Origin of the sequence: Salimicrobium album (assembly GCF_900107115.1) — a bacterium.
Lineage (GTDB): Bacteria > Bacillota > Bacilli > Bacillales > Halobacillaceae > Salimicrobium > Salimicrobium album.
In genome coordinates this window covers 139646-157535 of sequence record NZ_FNOS01000005.1, presented here as the reverse complement: position 1 = coordinate 157535, position 17890 = coordinate 139646, and the positions used below count along the sequence as shown (strand labels likewise).

The 17890-nt window shown below is 49.6% G+C and carries 15 protein-coding genes and 3 riboswitches; all 15 genes read right to left on the bottom strand.

What is annotated here, in order from left to right; all coding sequences use genetic code 11:
- Positions 1 to 49: 49 nt before the first annotated feature.
- Positions 50 to 1345, bottom strand: coding sequence for an adenylosuccinate lyase (purB, locus tag BLU03_RS10420; protein WP_076571256.1), 1296 nt, complete (start codon positions 1343 to 1345; stop codon positions 50 to 52).
- Between the two features lie 12 nt (positions 1346 to 1357).
- Positions 1358 to 2482 (bottom strand): 5-(carboxyamino)imidazole ribonucleotide synthase, encoded by a 1125-nt coding sequence (gene purK / locus BLU03_RS10415; RefSeq protein WP_093107662.1) that lies wholly within the window; start codon positions 2480 to 2482, stop codon positions 1358 to 1360.
- Positions 2469 to 2963, bottom strand: coding sequence for a 5-(carboxyamino)imidazole ribonucleotide mutase (purE, locus tag BLU03_RS10410; RefSeq protein WP_093107660.1), 495 nt, complete (start codon positions 2961 to 2963; stop codon positions 2469 to 2471). Before purE ends, purK begins: the two co-directional genes overlap by 14 nt.
- A 105-nt stretch (positions 2964 to 3068) precedes the next feature.
- Positions 3069 to 3169, bottom strand: a riboswitch (purine riboswitch).
- A gap of 83 nt (positions 3170 to 3252) precedes the next feature.
- The gene (locus tag BLU03_RS10405) at positions 3253 to 3453 is read right to left on the bottom strand and encodes an NETI motif-containing protein (protein WP_076571251.1); all 201 of its coding nucleotides are present in this window, start codon (positions 3451 to 3453) and stop codon (positions 3253 to 3255) included.
- Between the two features lie 53 nt (positions 3454 to 3506).
- Complete coding sequence (locus tag BLU03_RS10400) at positions 3507 to 4841, bottom strand: NCS2 family permease (RefSeq protein ID WP_093107658.1); 1335 nt, start codon at positions 4839 to 4841, stop codon at positions 3507 to 3509.
- Between the two features lie 113 nt (positions 4842 to 4954).
- Positions 4955 to 5056, bottom strand: a riboswitch (purine riboswitch).
- Complete coding sequence (gene guaA, locus BLU03_RS10395) at positions 5056 to 6594, bottom strand: glutamine-hydrolyzing GMP synthase (protein WP_093107656.1); 1539 nt, start codon at positions 6592 to 6594, stop codon at positions 5056 to 5058. It overlaps the preceding riboswitch by 1 nt.
- A 112-nt stretch (positions 6595 to 6706) precedes the next feature.
- A riboswitch (purine riboswitch) is annotated at positions 6707 to 6808 on the bottom strand.
- A 26-nt stretch (positions 6809 to 6834) separates the two neighbouring features.
- Positions 6835 to 9021, bottom strand: coding sequence for a transglutaminaseTgpA domain-containing protein (locus tag BLU03_RS10390; protein WP_093107654.1), 2187 nt, complete (start codon positions 9019 to 9021; stop codon positions 6835 to 6837).
- A complete protein-coding gene (locus BLU03_RS10385) occupies positions 9018 to 10268 on the bottom strand; it encodes a DUF58 domain-containing protein (RefSeq protein WP_093107652.1) in 1251 nt (416 codons plus the stop codon). The genes BLU03_RS10390 and BLU03_RS10385 overlap by 4 nt, the downstream gene beginning before the upstream one ends.
- Complete coding sequence (locus tag BLU03_RS10380; protein WP_093107650.1) at positions 10265 to 11230, bottom strand: AAA family ATPase; 966 nt, start codon at positions 11228 to 11230, stop codon at positions 10265 to 10267. Before BLU03_RS10380 ends, BLU03_RS10385 begins: the two co-directional genes overlap by 4 nt.
- Positions 11231 to 11322: 92 nt before the next feature.
- Positions 11323 to 12504: a pyridoxal phosphate-dependent aminotransferase gene (locus tag BLU03_RS10375; RefSeq protein ID WP_093107648.1), complete on the bottom strand. Its 1182-nt coding sequence runs from the start codon at positions 12502 to 12504 to the stop codon at positions 11323 to 11325.
- Positions 12505 to 12630: 126 nt separating this feature from the next.
- A complete protein-coding gene (purU, locus tag BLU03_RS10370) occupies positions 12631 to 13533 on the bottom strand; it encodes a formyltetrahydrofolate deformylase (RefSeq protein WP_093107646.1) in 903 nt (300 codons plus the stop codon).
- Positions 13534 to 13651: 118 nt separating this feature from the next.
- A complete protein-coding gene (locus tag BLU03_RS10365) occupies positions 13652 to 14311 on the bottom strand; it encodes an SOS response-associated peptidase (protein WP_093107644.1) in 660 nt (219 codons plus the stop codon).
- A gap of 138 nt (positions 14312 to 14449) precedes the next feature.
- A complete protein-coding gene (locus BLU03_RS10360; protein ID WP_008588184.1) occupies positions 14450 to 14647 on the bottom strand; it encodes a cold-shock protein in 198 nt (65 codons plus the stop codon).
- A gap of 181 nt (positions 14648 to 14828) precedes the next feature.
- Positions 14829 to 16193, bottom strand: coding sequence for a hypothetical protein (locus BLU03_RS10355; RefSeq protein ID WP_093107642.1), 1365 nt, complete (start codon positions 16191 to 16193; stop codon positions 14829 to 14831).
- Positions 16194 to 16332: 139 nt separating this feature from the next.
- The gene (locus tag BLU03_RS10350) at positions 16333 to 17868 is read right to left on the bottom strand and encodes a BCCT family transporter (RefSeq protein WP_093107640.1); all 1536 of its coding nucleotides are present in this window, start codon (positions 17866 to 17868) and stop codon (positions 16333 to 16335) included.
- Positions 17869 to 17890: the final 22 nt, after the last annotated feature.

The window sequence follows — 17890 nt, the reverse complement described above, 5'->3', positions numbered from 1 at the left end:
TCATGAATAATGGAAGGGCATCCGGAAGCCACCGGATGCCTCTGTTTTGTTAAGCAAGACCGATCCGTTCAAAAATACGATCGACGTTTTTCAAATGGTGCCGGTAATCGAAGCATGCTTCCAGCTGCTCTCCGGAAAGGACGGACGTTATCCTGTCGTCGGATTCAATCAGCTCCCGGAACGGCACACCGCGCTCCCAGGCTTCCATCGCTTTCGGCTGGACAAGGTCATAAGCTTCCTCCCTTACCATTCCTTCATCGATAAGTGTAAGAAGCACACGCTGAGAGAAGATCAGTCCGTAGGTTTTCTCCATATTTTCCTTCATCCGTTCGGGAAAGACCGTCAAGTTTTTCACGATATTGCCGAAACGGTTCAGCATGTAGTTCAGCCCGATTGTCACATCGGGAAGGATGATCCGCTCCGCCGACGAATGGGAAATGTCCCTCTCATGCCACAACGCCACGTTTTCATGAGCCGTCACCATATCTCCGCGAAGAACACGGGCCATCCCCGTCATATTCTCGGATCCGATCGGGTTCCGTTTGTGCGGCATAGCGGAAGAACCTTTCTGTCCCTTGGCGAAAAACTCCTCCACTTCCCGTGTCTCCGTCTTCTGCAGGCCACGGATTTCCACTGATATTTTTTCAATGGAAGCAGCAATCAGAGCAAGGGTCGAGACGTAGTTCGCATGACGGTCCCGCTGTAGCGTCTGCGTGGATACAGGTGCCGCTTCAAGGCCGAGCTTTTCGCACACATACTCTTCCACATATGGATCGATGTTGGCATAAGTCCCGACGGCTCCCGACAGTTTCCCTACTTCGATCTGCCGTTTCGCCAGGTCGAACCGTTCCAGATGCCGCTTCATCTCTTCGTAGTACAGAGCCATTTTCAGACCGAAAGTCGTCGGCTCCGCATGCACCCCGTGCGTACGTCCCATCATCACCGTATGTTTATGCTCTTTCGCTTTTTCTCCGAGAATTTCAATGAAGTTGACGAGATCTTTACGTAAAATATCGTTAGCTTGTTTCAAAACGTAAGACAGGGCCGTATCCACAACGTCTGTAGACGTAAGACCGTAGTGCACCCACTTCCGTTCCTCTCCAAGCGTCTCTGAAACCGCGCGGGTGAAAGCTACGACATCATGTCTCGTTTCCGCTTCTATCTCCTGAATACGGGATACATCGAAACCGGCGTTCTCCCGAATCTTTTTCACATCCTCCCGGGGGATGACCCCGAGCTCACTCCAGGCTTCACAAGCCAGAATCTCCACTTCCAGCCAGGCCTTGAAACGATTCTCCTCTTCCCAGATATTTCCCATCTCTTCCCTCGTATAGCGTTCAATCATTCCGTTTCCTCCTTACCAGCTTTTCGACCAGGCAGGTTCGCCCAGTTTTATATCGTCCGGAGACGACCCTATTATCGTAACATGACCCATTTTCCTTTGGGGGCGGGATTCGTGTTTTCCGTAATCATGCACGTGAACCTGTTCACTGCCGAGAGACTGGAAAAGATCATCACGGTGTCTGCCCAGAACATTGATCATTTTGGCAGCCGGAAATGTATGGACCGGAAGCAGCGGCAAGCCACAGATGGCCCGTATGTGCTGCTCGAACTGGGAGACACTGCAGGCTTCAATCGTGTAGTGTCCCGAATTGTGGGGACGGGGTGCCATTTCATTGAAGTAAACGTCTTCCCCGCTTACAAACCATTCAACTGCAAACGTTCCTACCACTCCGAGCTCTTCTGCAAGAGCCTCCGTCCGCTTTCGTATCTCCCGGGTTTCATTATCACTTATGGAAGCAGGAACCGTCGTTGTGAACAGTACCTGGTCTTTGTGTACATTTTCCGCTACCGGAAAAAAAGAAATATCACCCGCGCTATCCCGGGTGAAGACCTGGGAGACTTCTTTGTCGATATCTACCCATTTCTCCACAATATACTTTCCATCATACTTTCCATCCCAGATATCCTCGCGGGCGCTACTGCAGTCTTCCGGACTCCGGAGCAGATACTGACCCTTGCCATCATACCCCCCGCTCACTGTTTTCATGACAGCAGGAAGGCCGATGTCGGTCACAGCCCGGTCGAACTCTTCCCCGGTCTGTATCAACCGGTAGGCGGGCACGTGAATACCCGCTTTTTTCGCAAATTCTTTCTCTTTCCCGCGGTTTTGCGAAACAGCAAGAGGAAGAGTCCCCTGAGGCAGTTTCCCTTCGTTCTCAAAAAATTGCGATACGCGCTCATCCACGTTTTCGAACTCGTACGTAACGACGTCGGAGTGCAGGCCGAGTTCCCCGGCAGCCTCGAGATCGTCGTACTTCCCTTTCACATGTATATCCGCCACCTGAGCCGCCGGACAGTCCTCGGCAGGATCCAGCACGGCGATCCGGTATCCCATATGTTTTGCCGCTGTCGCCATCATCCGTCCGAGCTGTCCGCCGCCGAGAATACCGATCGTTCCACCGGGTTCAATCACGTTCATGCAGTTCCCTCCTCATGTCTTCCACTTTGTCTTTCAGTCCCTGTTTATATAATTCCAGAGCCCGCGCAGTCGCTTCATCAAAACTGCTGATTATTTCAGCTGCCAGGATACCCGCGTTTTTCGCCCCGGCTTTTCCGATGGAAACGGTGGCCACCGGTACGCCTCCAGGCATCTGAGCGATAGAAAGCAGAGAATCGATTCCGTTCAGCGATTTGGATTCCACCGGTACCCCGATGACCGGGAGAGTGGTTTTTGATGCAACCATCCCGGGCAGATGCGCTGCTCCGCCGGCGCCTGCGATGATCACCTTGAGACCCTTTCCCCTCGCTTCCTCCGCGTATACAAACATATCCTCCGGAGTTCTGTGGGCGGAAATAATCTCTTTTTCATAAGAGACTCCGAGTTCCCCGAGTACTGTGCACGCTTCTTCCATAATCGTCCAGTCCGTAATGCTTCCCATAATTACACCGACTTCAGCCATTCCTGTGCCCCCTGAATAAAAAGTTCGAAACTGTGATTTCCGGCATAAAAATATCCTGCGGCTCTCCCCCATCCGACTTGAGAGGAGTGCCCGCAGGACATACGTATCCCGGGTGTCTCCCCTCATAGTCCGGTCATTTACGGCGACCAGGTAGAGACGAACGATCCTTATTATCGCTCTATATGAGGTTCGTTTTATGCTTTTTTCTACTCGAATCATAACAGTATTTTTCGATTCATGTCAATAAAATACGAATTATTGATTGAATTTAAATTTTAACGTTCGTTTTTCAGGTTATTTTCTTAGCTTCAAAGACGATTTCTCTTCCTGCTACCTGCATTTCACCGTCTTTCTCTTCGAATACCGGTTCCTCCATGCGGCGTACCGGTACGAACCCTTCAAGCCGGATTCGTTCCAGGCAATCTTCAATCGATTCACCGGCTCCGACTTCGAAGCGTTTTTTATTACTTTCTTTCTTCTTCTTCGCCATTTTCATCTTCTCCTTCTTCGCTTTCTTTCACCCAGTATACAACTTGTGAAAAGTTAAGCCAAAAAGATGAAGTAAAGAATGAAGATGACGAACAGGCCGTACATAATCGGATGAATCTCTTTCACTCTGCCTTTCAGGGCCATCGTAAGCGGGTAAAAAATGAAGCCCATTGCTATCCCCGTGGCGATACTGTACGTCAGCGGCATAGCCGTAATGACGAGAAAAGCGGGCACAGCTATCTCAAACTGATCCCACTCGATGGCCCGCAGCGACGAGGCCATCAGTACTCCGACGATGATCAGAGCCGGGGCTGTCACTTCTGCCGTAATGATACCGAGCAGAGGAGAGAAGAACAGAGCCAGCAGGAAAAATAGAGCGGTAACGACCGAGGTGAACCCGGTCCGTCCGCCTGCCCCTACCCCGGCGGTGGATTCTATATAGGAAGTCGTTGTAGAAGTTCCCATAACCGCCCCGGCAACCGTGGCTGCCGAATCGGAAAACAGAGCACGGCCCGCTCTCGGCAATTTATTATCTTTCATAAATCCGGCCTGGGAAGCTACGGCGACAAGCGTCCCCGCTGTGTCAAAGAAATCGACGAAAAGGAATGTAAGAATGACTCCGAGCATCTGCATCGTGAAAATATCATCCAGGTGCAGAAATGCTTCTCCGAATGTAGGAGCGAGACTCGGTGCAGGACTTACTACATCCCCGAGTGCCGCAGGAGCCGCAATCAACCCCGTTACCATACCGGCGATTGCGGTCAGGATCATTCCATAGAAAATACCTCCCTGAAACCCGAGCGCAAGGAAAATCACCGAAATGAAAATTCCGAAAACCGCAAGCAGCGTCGTCGGTTCCAGAATATTACCAAGCTGTACCAGAGTAGCGTCACTATTTTCGACGATACCGGCATTCTGGAAACCGATGAATGCGATGTACAAACCGATACCTGCTCCCACTGCCAGTTTCAGGTTGGGTGGTATGGCGTTGATGATCGTCTGGCGCAGACCGGTGACGGTTAAAACGATAAAAATAAGTCCGGAAGCAAGTACACCTGCAAGCGCCGTTTCCCATGGAATACCAAAACCGAGCACGACCGTATAGGCAAAGAAGGCATTGAGCCCCATACCGGGAGCGAGGGCAATCGGATATTTGGCGAACAAGCCCATAACGAGCGTACCGATGGCGGCGGACAGAGCAGTGGCCGTGAACACGGCTCCTTTATCTATTCTCGTAACTCCTTCCGGCAGCTGTTCAATACCGTCGAGAGCGAGCGTCGAAGGGTTGACGAAAAGGATGTAGGCCATCGCCAGAAACGTGGTAAGGCCGGCGATAAACTCCGTACGGTAATTCGTTTTGTTTTTTTCAAACTGGAAGTATTTTTTCATTGTTGTCCTCTTTTCTATCCTGTATTTTCTCTTCACTGAATGTATTCTTCCATATAAAAAACCCCCGGCATAACCGGGGGTTTCCACACTTCAGCTCTTAAACCGGAGACAAATGCCCCCGGTGTTCAGAACGTAGTCGGACAATTCACGGTCGTCCGGTAGAAACTTATGGGCCTTATCCCCAAGATTATACGTTAGTTGCTTATTTACTTTTTTATTCCCATTCGATCGTAGCCGGCGGCTTACTCGTAACATCATACACGACCCGGTTAATATGACTTACTTCATTCACCAGTCTCGTCGACACCTTCTCAAGAACGTGCCACGGAATCCGTGCCCAGTCCGAAGTCATTCCGTCGATGGAAGTGACGGCCCGGATGCCTATCGTGTGATCGTACGTACGCTCGTCCCCCATGACTCCGACTGACTTAATGTTAGGAAGGACGGTGAAGTACTGCCAGATGTCGCGGTCCAGTCCCGCTTCCTTGATCTCATCTCGCAGAATCGCATCGGATTCCCTGACAATCTCAAGCTTTTCCTCATCTACAGCACCGAGGATACGTATAGACAGTCCCGGTCCCGGGAACGGCTGGCGCCACACGATATGTTCCGGTATACCAAGCTCGGTCCCGAGTTCGCGCACCTCATCTTTAAATAACGTGTTCAGAGGCTCTATCAGCTTCAGCTCCATGTCCTCCGGCAGACCGCCGACGTTATGGTGGGACTTGATCGTCTGGGCCGTCTCGGTTCCGCTTTCGATAATATCGGTGTAAAGGGTCCCCTGAGCAAGGTAGTCCACATTTTCAAGCTTCTCCGCTTCTTCATCGAAAACTTCAATGAATTCGTTACCGATGATTTTCCTTTTCTGTTCCGGGTCCTCGACGCCCGCAAGCTTCGTCAGGAAACGGTCTTTCGCGTCCACGCGGATAATGTTCATGTTAAATCCATCGCCGAGAAAACGCATGACGTCGTCCCCTTCGTCTTTCCTTAGAAGACCGTGATCGACGAAAATGCAGGTAAGCTGATCTCCGATGGCCCGGTGAATAAGACCGGCCACTACCGAAGAGTCCACTCCACCGCTTAACCCGCAAAGGACGTTTCTGTCTCCTACTTCCGCCCGAATCTTCTCTACTTCCAGTTCGATGAAGTGTTCCATCGTCCAGTCCGCTTCCGCTTCACAAACGTCAAAAACGAAACTTCTCAACAGATCGTTACCGTATTCGGAATGGCGGACTTCCGGATGAAACTGTACGCCGTACATACGACGTTCCCTGTCGCTGATGGCCGCCACAGGGCAGGAAGGACTGACAGCATCCACCTGAAACCCTTCCGGAGCGGCGATCACTTTATCACTATGACTCATCCACACGTTCTGTTCGACCGGCGTTTTCTGAAAGAGCAGGGAATCGTTTTTAACGGAAATTTCCGCTTTCCCGTACTGCCGTTCCGGGGTCCGTTCCACCTGACCCCCAAACTGATGGGTGATCAGCTGCATACCGTAACAGATGCCGAGAATCGGTATATCGAGGTCAAAAATGTCCGTATCGCAGCGGAAGCTGTTTTCTCCGTATACACTGTTCGGCCCTCCGGAGAGAACGATACCGCTCGGGTTCAATTCTTTTATCTCTTCTGCGGTCATTTTGTGGGAATGAAGCTCACTGTACACTCCAAACTCACGGATACGCCTTGTGATCAGCTGATTATACTGACTCCCGAAATCCAGAACGAGAATCATGCCTTTTACTTTTTCCATCACGTTTCCCTCTCTCCCGACTGTTTATTTCTTGCTTGACTAATCATTGAACAGGCCCTATAAAAAACTGCCTCCCCGGTTTAAGATCAGAGAAGGCAGGAGTAAGCACATACGTCACCGTTCCTGCCTTCATAGTCAGAACATTTACGGTGTTCCGGTAGATACTTTCGGCCCGTATCGCCGAGGATATATGAAGGCTTATTCGATTGCTACCCATTCTAACAATCGAACCTGTGAGAATCAAGACAATGCTTTTTTAATTAAATTTTCCCATAATTCTGATAGACCGGCACGCTGTAGACGCTGCTCTTTGCGGTACACGAGTCGTTCGTACTGAGTGGTAAGATGCTGCATGTCGACCGTTTCGAATCTGTGGTCAATCGCTTTCGCATACGTCCGTAACGTCTCGCCTTCCCCCCGTTTTTGCACTTTTTTATCGAGTACGACGAGCAGATGACGGTAAGCCGCCTGAAAGGAATCCGGCGTTTCGTTTTTTGCAAGGCGTCTCCCATGGTACCAGCTCAGCCAGCGGAGCCGCGTCACGTACATGACTGCGGGAAGCACTAGAATAACAGCCGGCACGATCCACCACAGGAGGTTACGGAGAAAACCTTCTCCTCTCCCATTCTCCGCACTTCCTTCTGCTCCCTCCTCTTCGCCGATCTGCTGCGGATTCCCTTCCTGCTGCTGATCGGGAGCTTCCACTTCGGGACTTTCCTCACTTCTTTCGGGCTCTCCGGAATCCGTATCCGTGCCACTGGTGAAATCCGCGTTGTTGGTGAAACCCTGCGTAGGTTCGAATGGTACCCATCCGACATCCGGGAAGTACACCTCCACCCAGGAGTGTGCGTTCGCACTCGTAATGTCGTATGCATTCAAATTTTCGCCGAACAGTTCCGCGTCCGTCTCTTTAATTTCTCCTCCGGTAAAACCTTTCACCCACCGTGCAGGTATACCCTCCGCCCGCAGCATGACGACCATGGACGTCGAGTAGTTATCACAGTATCCTTTTTTCGTCTCGAAGACGAACTGATCGACGTAATCCTCGTCCCCTTCCGGCACCTCCACGTCCGTAGTGGAATACTCGAAGCCGTTCGAGCTGAAATAGGATTCGACCGCTTTCGCTTTATCATAGCGATTGCCGTATTCCGAAACGACATCAGATGCAAGTTCTTTCGTCCTTTCCGTCACGGAGGAAGGCAGTTGCAAATATTTTTCCCTTACAGAGACCGGGTCTTCCCCACTGGCTTCTCTCAGCTGACGCAAATCGAAAGCGGGAGCGCCGTAGTCGAAAGAATAACTGGCCGGCTGCACGGCATCTCCTCCGCTTCTCGTCTCCATCTCCCCGGTTTGTGTATGCAACTCTATTTCCAGCGGATTTTCGAGGTTCCCTATCGCCGTCATCCCGTATGGATAGAGGAGTTTGCCGAAGTCGGCTTCTTCCGTGAAATCGATGAAACCTTGAGAAGGATCCGTTTCCACTCCCTCTTCGAAAAGGGAGTATCCGATATCACCCGGGTCCCTTCCTGTCACCGGTTCCTCAAGCGTATCCTCCCAGCCTTTGCCCGTATACTGATCTTTGGACTCCGCCCTCCAGTACTGTCGATCCTCGACGATAGCCTGAAATACGAGCGTATCATCCTGGACGAACGCCCCTCCGAGACGTGAATCATTTTCTCCGTAGCCCACTTTCTGCACGCCACCTTCTCCGCCTCCTGTTCCTGCACCTCCGGTAACGTTTTCCAGATAAGGGACCGGGTCGGGCCATTGCGGCGAAAACTTCGGAAGAGCCGCACCGGCGGCTACAGCGAGAAGAACGGCACATACAAGCGGAACCAGAGCCAGGATCGCCGTTTTCCATTTGATTTCTTTCCTGTCGTCGCTCACCTCTTTCTCCAACTGCAGCAGCCCAAGGACGAAGGCAGCAAGAATAAATGTCCTTATAATGGCTCCCTGAGCCTCATAAGGCGTGAACGTATCAATGACAGTGATATATATAAAGGTAAGGATAATGAAAAAAAGTGCTTTTCGGGCAATTACGAGCCAATAATGCAGCAGGTAACTGACGAGCCACAGCAGCACGAGAAAGAGAAGACTCCGGAAAAAAGCGGTAAAATCCCACCATTCCTGTGCCCACACCGCTTCCGCGTTGAACATGAGCTGTTCATAAAGAATACTCCACCAGCCGCTGCTGAAAATCCGTTCCGGAATAAATAAACCATCAAGAACAAAAATAAGTCCCAGTAATTTCAGCGGAACTGCTATGTACCAGCGGACCTGCATAAATGCTAAAAAGAAACAAAAAGCTGCGTACAAGTAAAAAACCCCGGCATTTTGGGTATTCGTAAGGATGCCTAACGGCCATAACCATTCAAGGAGAAGGAAAAACCCACCGATGTAAATCAGCGACAGCAACAGTTTCTTCATACTTCCACCTCAAATTCCGGTCTCTTCCAGGCTTTTTCGGTCAGCACCTGCACCCGGACCCCGTACTCTTTCAACTCCCTGACATGCTTCTGCTTCGTAAAATCCCATTCCTTATGAAACATAATCACAAAAAGCACTACGTTCCTTCCCGAGGGAGACAGTCGCAATAGACTGTTCTTTATCGAATCATCGAGGTCCGTGCTTATGATCATCAGGGTTGCCTGAGCCGGAAGCCGGCCGTGCCCTTTGGCCATTTCTTCTTCAAAATTACCTGTCTCATCCGGATATACTTCAGCCAGATGATACCGGATCATCTCCTGCTGGCGCCGTGAATGGATGGAAGCTACGTATTTTCCTGCTTTTCCTAAAGAAAGGAAAGAGAGTTGCCGGGTCTCCCGGCGCGTGAGCTTAAGCATAAGAGAATAAGCGAACTCCACCGCCCCTTCGAACTCGGCAGTATTCGCCGGGGACGATAATGTACTCAGCACAAGTACGGATTCCGAGCTCTTTTCCTGTTCAAATTCTTTCGTCATCATTTTGTTTTTACGGGCCGTCGCTTTCCAGTCCACCCAGGAAATCCGATCTCCCGGTGCGTACTCCCTTAATCCGGCTACCATATTCGAGTGACGTTCTTTCACGTTCGCAGCAGCCGACTTCCCCTGACCGAACCCTTTCGAACCGAACGACAAAGTTACGTTCCGGCTCGGAGGATAAACCGTGAAGCGGCCTCCTGCATTAATTGCCGCTTCTTTTTTCACGAAACCAAAGAAATCCCCTGTACGGATATACATCTCCCCCAGCTGATGACTCCCTCTCGGCAGATGGTCGAGGCGGTAGTGAAAGCGGACTTTCCGGCGGAACCACGGGAAAATCATTCTTTCCACCGTTTTCTCCTCCCTGTCAACGGTCGCAACACCCTCTCCGGTCCGGACTTTCAGGTGCAGCGTTTCCGGATAGCTCTCTTTCACCTTCATAAAGTATAAAGGGAACGGAATCGTACGCCTGAGTTCGACCTCGATGTCGACCGCTTCCCCGGATTCTATAAGTCCCGAAGAGAGAGTCCTGGCGCCCGTCCAGTCGTCGAGCGGGTAAAAAAGAAGCCCTCCCATATAAACCAGAAAAGGCAGAAATGAATAGAAAAGGAACCAGCTGACGAATCCCCCCTGGAACATTGCGTAAGAAAACAGGATGGCAAACAGAATAAAGAGAAGCCCGACTTTTCCTGCTCTGAAAAGTTTACGCTTCATTCACTCACATTCCTCTGTACGGGAACACGTGTCGCCTCAATCAGCTCTTCAATTATGTCATCCGCAGTCTTCCCTTCGAAGTTTGCCTCCGAAGTCAGGATGAGACGATGCGGCAGCACGAAACGGGCTACGTACTGTACATCGTCCGGCACTGTATAATCGCGGTCATATATATAAGCGTAGGCTTTAGCTGCCTTCATAAGGGCCATGGACCCTCTCGGACTTACCCCGAGATAAACATCCGGATGTTCCCGTGTCGCGGAAGTCAGTGAAACGATGTACTGTTCAATAGTACGATCCACATAGACTTCCCGCACGCTTTCCTGCGCCTGAGCGAGCTCCTCGAGCGTCATGACGGGGTCCAGGGAATCGATCGGATGCGTGCCGGATGTACGGGCGAGCATCTCCATTTCTTCCTGATAGGACGGGTATCCCATCTTCAGCTTAAGAAGGAAACGATCCAGCTGCGCTTCCGGAAGCGGGTACGTCCCTTCATACTCAATCGGGTTCTGGGTGGCCATAACGAAGAAAGGGTGCTTAAGAGGAACGGTACGGCCATCCACGGTGATATTCGCTTCCTCCATTCCTTCAAGTAAGGAAGACTGCGTTTTAGGGGAAGTGCGGTTTATTTCATCTGCCAGAACGATATTACCGAGAATCGGTCCGGGGCGGAATTCGAATTCCGTCGTTTTCGGGTTATAAATGGAGACACCCGTCACGTCCGAAGGCAAAAGATCCGGAGTGAACTGAATTCTTCTGAATTCACAGTTCATCGATTTCGCAAGCGTACGTACCAGCATCGTCTTACCGACTCCCGGCACGTCCTCAAGCAGCACATGACCTTTCGCAAGAAGTGCCACCATGCTTAAAATGACTGCATCCTCTTTTCCTACTATCACTTTATTAATATTTTTAATGACCTCGGCGATTTTACTGTTCAGCATAAAAGACGACTGCGACATCTGGTGCTGCCCCTCTCTGTATTTCCGAATTTTTAGATACTTCTATTTATTTTAAACTATACTACAAGGGGCCATCTTGAGCAAAAAGGACATCACGGCTTCAACCGGGTGTACAGACGGCCGAGACGTTCCGCCGCTTCCCGGAGTACCTTTTCGTCAGCAAGAAGCCCGACGCGGACGTACCCTTCCCCTTCCGAACCGAAACCGTTCCCCGGGGCGGTCACCACTCCCGCCTGCTCGATGGCGTATTCGGAGAAACCTTCCGACGTGAATCCGTCCGGCACCGGCACCCAGCAGAAAAATGTACCCTTCGGAAGAACTGCAGGGTAGCCGAAGGAAGCAAGTGTCCGGATGAAAACGTCGCGACGGCGTTCATACATTGCTACCAGTTCCCGTACCTCACTCTGGTCACCGGTCAGAGCCTCGGCAGCCGCTTCCTGCACGGCCCCGAACAGACTGACATACATGTGATCCTGAAGCTTGTTGATCTGTTCAATCACTTTTTCGTTCCCGGCTGCAAATCCGACTCTCCATCCGGCCATGTTGTAACTTTTCGAAAGCGTGAATATCTCCACCCCTACGTCCTTCGCTCCTTCTGTTTCGAGGTAACTCACGGGTTTCTCCCCGTCATATCCGATCGCCCCGTATGCAAAATCATGGACCACTCCTATCCCGTTCTCCCGGGCCACCTTTACCGTATCTTCGAAAAAAGCGGGCGTGGCGATGCCTGCAGTAGGATTGTTAGGGTAGTTCAGGAACATCAGCCGGGCCGCTTTGAGACTTTCCTTATCCAGTTTTGAATAATCCGGGCGGAAGCCGTTCTCTTCCCGGAGCGGCATGAAGACGTTACGGGCTGCAGATAGAGCGGTACCGGACATATAATCCGGATAGCCGGGATCCGGGAGTAGCACCGTATCTCCCGGGTTCAAAAAGCACTGACTGATTTCCACAAGTCCCGCTTTCGCCCCGAACAGTACTGCAATCTCCTTTTCGGGATCAAGCTCCACCTGATGTTCGCGCCGGTAGTAATCCGCTGCCGCCTGCTTGAATTCCGGCAGTCCGCGAAAGTTGATATACCCATGATTCGCAGGTTTTTTCGCAGCCTCTTCCAGCTTATGTACAATACTCTCCGGTGTCGGGCGATCCGGGTTCCCCTGACCGAGATTAATGATATCTCTTCCTTCTTTCTTCAGCTGTATTACACGTTTCGTCAGTTTGGCGAAAAACTGTTCCGGTAGTCTCTCCATCGCCTCGGACGGTTTGAATATATCCATTATTATTCCCCCTGCCATATGAAACTTCTTCTATTGTAAATAATTTTTAGAAAATTTACAAAGCTGTAAAGAAAACCGTCTCTTTAGGTCTCTTAAAGAAAAAGAGACGGAAAAGACGGTCTTCTGTCAGGAAAACACGATGGTTTTATTTTGATGAACGAGGATCCGATCCGCCAGGTGCCACTTTACAGCCCGGGCCAATACGCTCCGTTCAATAGTCTGACCGATTTTTTTCATGTCCTCGGCATGATCTCTGTGATCGACGCGACCGATATCCTGTTCGATGATAGGCCCTTCGTCCAGATCGTTCGTCACGTAGTGGGAAGTCGCTCCGATCATTTTCACTCCCCGTTCATAAGCACGTTCATAGGGCCTTGCTCCGACGAATGCCGGGAGGAACGAATGATGGATGTTAATGATCCGGTTACGGTAGGACTCCACGAATTCCGGAGTAAGAATCTGCATATATCTTGCCAGCACGATAAGATCGACTTCGTACTCTTCGAGAAGTTCTTTATGTCTCTGTTCTGCTTCCTTACGCATTTCTTTATTGGAAGGAACATGGTAGAAAGGAATACCGAGCGACTCCACCATCTCTCTTGTATCCTCGTGATTACTGATGACAAGAGCGAGATTCGCCATCAGGTCCCCGCTCTGCCATTCCCACAGCAGTTCCAGAAGACAATGAGGCTGTTTTGAAACGAAGATGGCCACGTTTTTCAATTCGCTGACAGCTGCCATCTTCCAGTTCATTTGAAAGTCAGCGGCAACAGGCTGAAAATCGGCTTCTATCTGACTGAACTTCGTTTCCAGTCCCGGGCAGTCAAATTCGATTCTGATGAAGAACTCCCCTCCCTCGGGATCTGTGGAATACTGATGGGAAGCGACTATATTAGCTCCGTACGTATAGAGGAAATCCGATACGCGGGAGATGATACCGGGCTGGTCCGGACAGTGGATCAGCAATCTCGCTCTGTCTTTATGTTTTTCTTTATAGTTGTGCAGTTTGTCTTCCACATAGCTTGTCATGCTTTTACATCTCCATTCAAATAACGATTAGCTATTACTTTATGGCATTTTTCCGGATTGTTCAAGAAACTCCGGACCTTTTTCCGGAAGCGCCAATTTTAGAAATATTCTTGATGTATTACGCTTCTTCAAGAAGAGCAGCATCGTTATTTGCAGGAGTATTCACCCGCTTGGATACCGGGTACATTGTGAGGGCACCATCCGGCAGCGGAGTCAGGAGGTTTTTAGCTTCTTCCTTCCCTTCAAACCATGCATCGTAATCGTTCCGCTGCAGGATTACCGGCATCCGGTGGTGAAGATTACTCATTTCTTCGTTCGCTTCCGTCGTCAGAATCGTGCAGGTAAATACGTTTTCCCCGTCTTTATTTTTCCACTTCTCCCACAGCCCGGCAAGGCCGAATAAGCCCTGGTCCTTCATCTGAATCCGATACGGCTGTTTCTCCTCCGCTTCGTCTTTTTTCCATTCATAGAAACTGTCCGCCGGGATAATGCAACGCTGCTGTTCAAAAGGTTTACGGAAACTTTTCTTCTCCTCCACCGTTTCCGACCTGGCATTGATCATTTTGAACCCTATCTTCTCGTCATCTGCCCAGGGCGGTATCAGTCCCCAGCGTAAATACCCCATCCGTTTTTCTCCGTCGCTCCGGATAACGGCAGGTATATATTGCGAAGGAGCAACGTTGTAACTGTTCATCCAATTATCAAGCTTCACTTTATCCAGCTTGAATTCTTCCCTTACGTCTTCCAGCTCAGCGATGAGCGTAAATCTGCCACACATAAGTGAACGCCTCCTTTGTTTTACCATATACCTGTTTCAAAACGTTTGAAACTTGTGCAGCCACACGTGTGATTTGTTGAAAACAAAAAAATCCCCGCGCTCGCAATGAACGCGGGAATTTCCTATAGCAACGAACAATTATTTTTGAACGTTAGCAGCTTGTGGTCCACGGTTACCTTCGACGATTTCGAAAGATACTGTTTGACCTTCTTCAAGTGTTTTGAAGCCTTCGTCTTGAATAGCGGAGAAGTGTACGAATACATCGTCCTGACCTTCTACTTCGATGAAGCCATAACCTTTTTCTGCGTTGAACCATTTCACGTTACCTTGTAACATATTGTTTCCTCCTGCGGTGATTCTTGATCACCAATGTATTACTATTCTTGCTCACGACGTGCATTCAAGACGACAAGCTTTCACACTCATGCTCGTTGCTTTCGTTCCGAACAACAATAAGTTAATTACTACTATATCACCGTTATTATCAAATAGCAACCCCTTTTCAAATATATTTAAGCTAATGCACGATCATTGTCAGCAGAGCGACGGCGGTACCGATACTTCCGCAAACAATTGTAAAGGGGAGGTTTTTCCAGACGATACGGTAAGGATTCATCTGAAAGTTGACGGAAGTGATGGTGACGATCAGTCCATAAGGAGCAGAAGGGACGGTAGCGATCGCCGAACTTGATAACAGGACAGCCAGAGTGACAGGAGGCAGAGCTTCCATAAGGAGTCCGCTGATCCCTCCGAATATCCCCATAGTAGCCAGCGGGTGAACGCCAACAAGTGTCATAAGCAGAAAAGTCAGCTGAATGATGAGCATAATAACTACAGGAGAATCACTATAGGCGATGACCGGCTGCTGCAGCAGTTTAAGATATGGAGAGGCGTTCAGCGTCTCTGTTAAAACGGAAAGACTCAGTAAGAGCACTATAAAGTTATCAAGATGATTCGTGTGCCGCTTCCAGGCCGACCATCCGATTAACCAGAAACTTTTCCGTCTTTTCAAAATCGTACTCCACAGAAAAGCAAAAGGTACGATGGCAATAGTTACAGAGAAAAGAAATTCAAAATCTATGACATTCGCAAGAAAAACTACCGTACTCAGAAACAGGACGAGCGCCAGGATGAACTCTTTCAACTTCCCTCTCCCATAACTGTTTTTCTGTTTTGTTTCCTTCTGCAGTTCATAATTCCCGAACTTCCGGCGACCCGCCAGTGTATCCAGAAAAAAACCGGCCAAAGAAATGAGCAGCATCCACGGGAGCACCTGCAGATAATCTGCTCCGGTAATGAAAATAGAGGTTGCCAGTAAAATTTCAAGCGGACTCCACAGCAGTGCGAGAGAGTAGCCGCGTAACGTAGCCATAGAAACGAAGCTGTTCCTCACGTCCGGGCTGAACCTGCCTAACTGTTCTTTCAATAGGTCCTGGGAGATCGTGGCCGAGGAAAGATTAAGAAAAGCAGCCAGCGACACCATCGTCGCTTCGCTTCTTCCGTAAAGCTGCCCGAGTGTCCCTGCCCCTGACTGCAGCAGGCCCTTAAGCAATTTGTTGTAGCGTCCCGCTTTCACGGCACTGTTCATCCACGGCAGCACGGATAAGAGAAGCAGCAGTCCGACGTTTCCGGCGAATAACCCCGGTATATCCCCAAGTGAAAGAGAGCCCGAAAGGAAGAAAAATCCTCCGGCTGTAAGCAGTACCGTGCCGAGAACCCGAAACACCCGTGATGCTCTCGGAAATGCAAGTAAAATCATCAGAATACTCAAAACGCCGATAACGAAATAAAGCGCGTCGTTTTCGGTGAATGTATGTATGATATTCAGTAAAAATACTGCCGAATAAAAAATGTACAGGCGGCTATATAAAAATTCTCTCATATGCTCCCCCTTCTGCCCGGACTTTACATCCGAAAGCTGCCCCGTCTGTAAAAAGCCTTTATTTACAGCAAAAGTGTCACAGAACCGCCGGCTTTATAAAAACTCCCCGATACCTTTGAAGTATCGGGGAGACGCTGCCTCATTTTCTTATATTATACTTGAATGCCTCGTCTTCGTTCATCATTTTTATAGCTGCCCAGATGAGAATGAACTGGATGACTATAATAGGGAGTCCCATCAGACCGGAGACGACTTCGAGCGGCGGCAGACCGCCGATACGCATCAATACTAAAGCTACTACGGTAATGATCGCAGCTATGATGATACGCAGTGTTTTCGGCGGTTCGAATTTACTCATATCGCGCGTACTTGTATAAGCCGCTACGGTATAAGTCGTGGAGTCCAGCGTCGTCGTAAGGAAAATCAGGGCAACAATCATGAAAAGAGTGATAGCAAGCCAGCCAAGAGGCAGAGTGGACAGTATTTCGGGAATCGCTGCCATTCTCTCTTCGTTCTGGACGAGCTTCAGAATGTTCATATCCTTTTTCAGGTATTGATACACTCCAAGACCACCGAGTATGCCGGTAGCTATCCATGAGATCAGGGTCGGTGCCAGGAAATAGGTAAGAATCATTTCCTTGACCGTACGACCGCGTGAGATTTTAGCTGCAAACACGCCGTGCAGCATCGCCCACGTTGCACTGTAGGCAAAGAAGAAAACAGTATTACTCTGCACGTGGGACATTCCTCCCTCATGCACGGAGTCCGTATTCAGCGAAAGATTGACGTAATTCGAGATCAGGAAAGACACGCTGTCAGAGAAATAGTTAAGAATGAATATCCCGGGGCCTGCAAAGATAATAAACAGACCTAATGCTCCGGCAAGATACATGTTGAGCGTACTGAGCCTCTTGATCCCTTTCTCGATACCTGCATAGGCACTGAGGGAGAATAAAAACACCCAGACGATAGTAACGATAAGCGTTAATGTGAACGTAATTTCAATATTCATAAGGTGGGCCAGGTTATACGTCACAATCGGAGCTCCGAGACCGAGAGTAACAGCAGCGCCGGATAGAATACTGATCAGGAACAGTATGTCGAATATTTTTCCGCCTATTCCGTCTGAGAATTTATCTCCGAATAAAGACCGGCATGCTTCCGATACACGCATAAGCGGACGCTTACGCACGTGCAGAATGTAGCCCATGGCAGGGGCGATCAGAACGAATATCGCAAATACCTGGAATCCCCATAGAAACATACTGTAAGCATTTCCCCACAGTATCGCTTCCGGAGACCCGGCTTCCACTCCGGCGGGCGGATCGTTGGCTACCGACGTCCACTGAAGCATACCGGTACGCATGATAGTGGAACCGAGTCCCATGGCGATAAGTATGGAAGAATACTCGAACAACGAGAACCGTGGTTTCTCTTTGGGGTCACCAAGAACTACCTTTCCGTATTTTGAAAATGACAAATACAAACCTGCTACAACTAATATAATTCCGTACCACAGATATCCCCATGTAAATGATGTGACGATTGAATCAAAAATGGAGTTCAAAAGCTCCAGTGATTTTGCTTCGTACATGGCAAAAGGGATACTAATGGCGATTACAATCAATAAGGCGGGTATAAATATTTTGTAATCAATAAGACCTTTCTTTCCCATTCGAATCCTCCTAATATATATT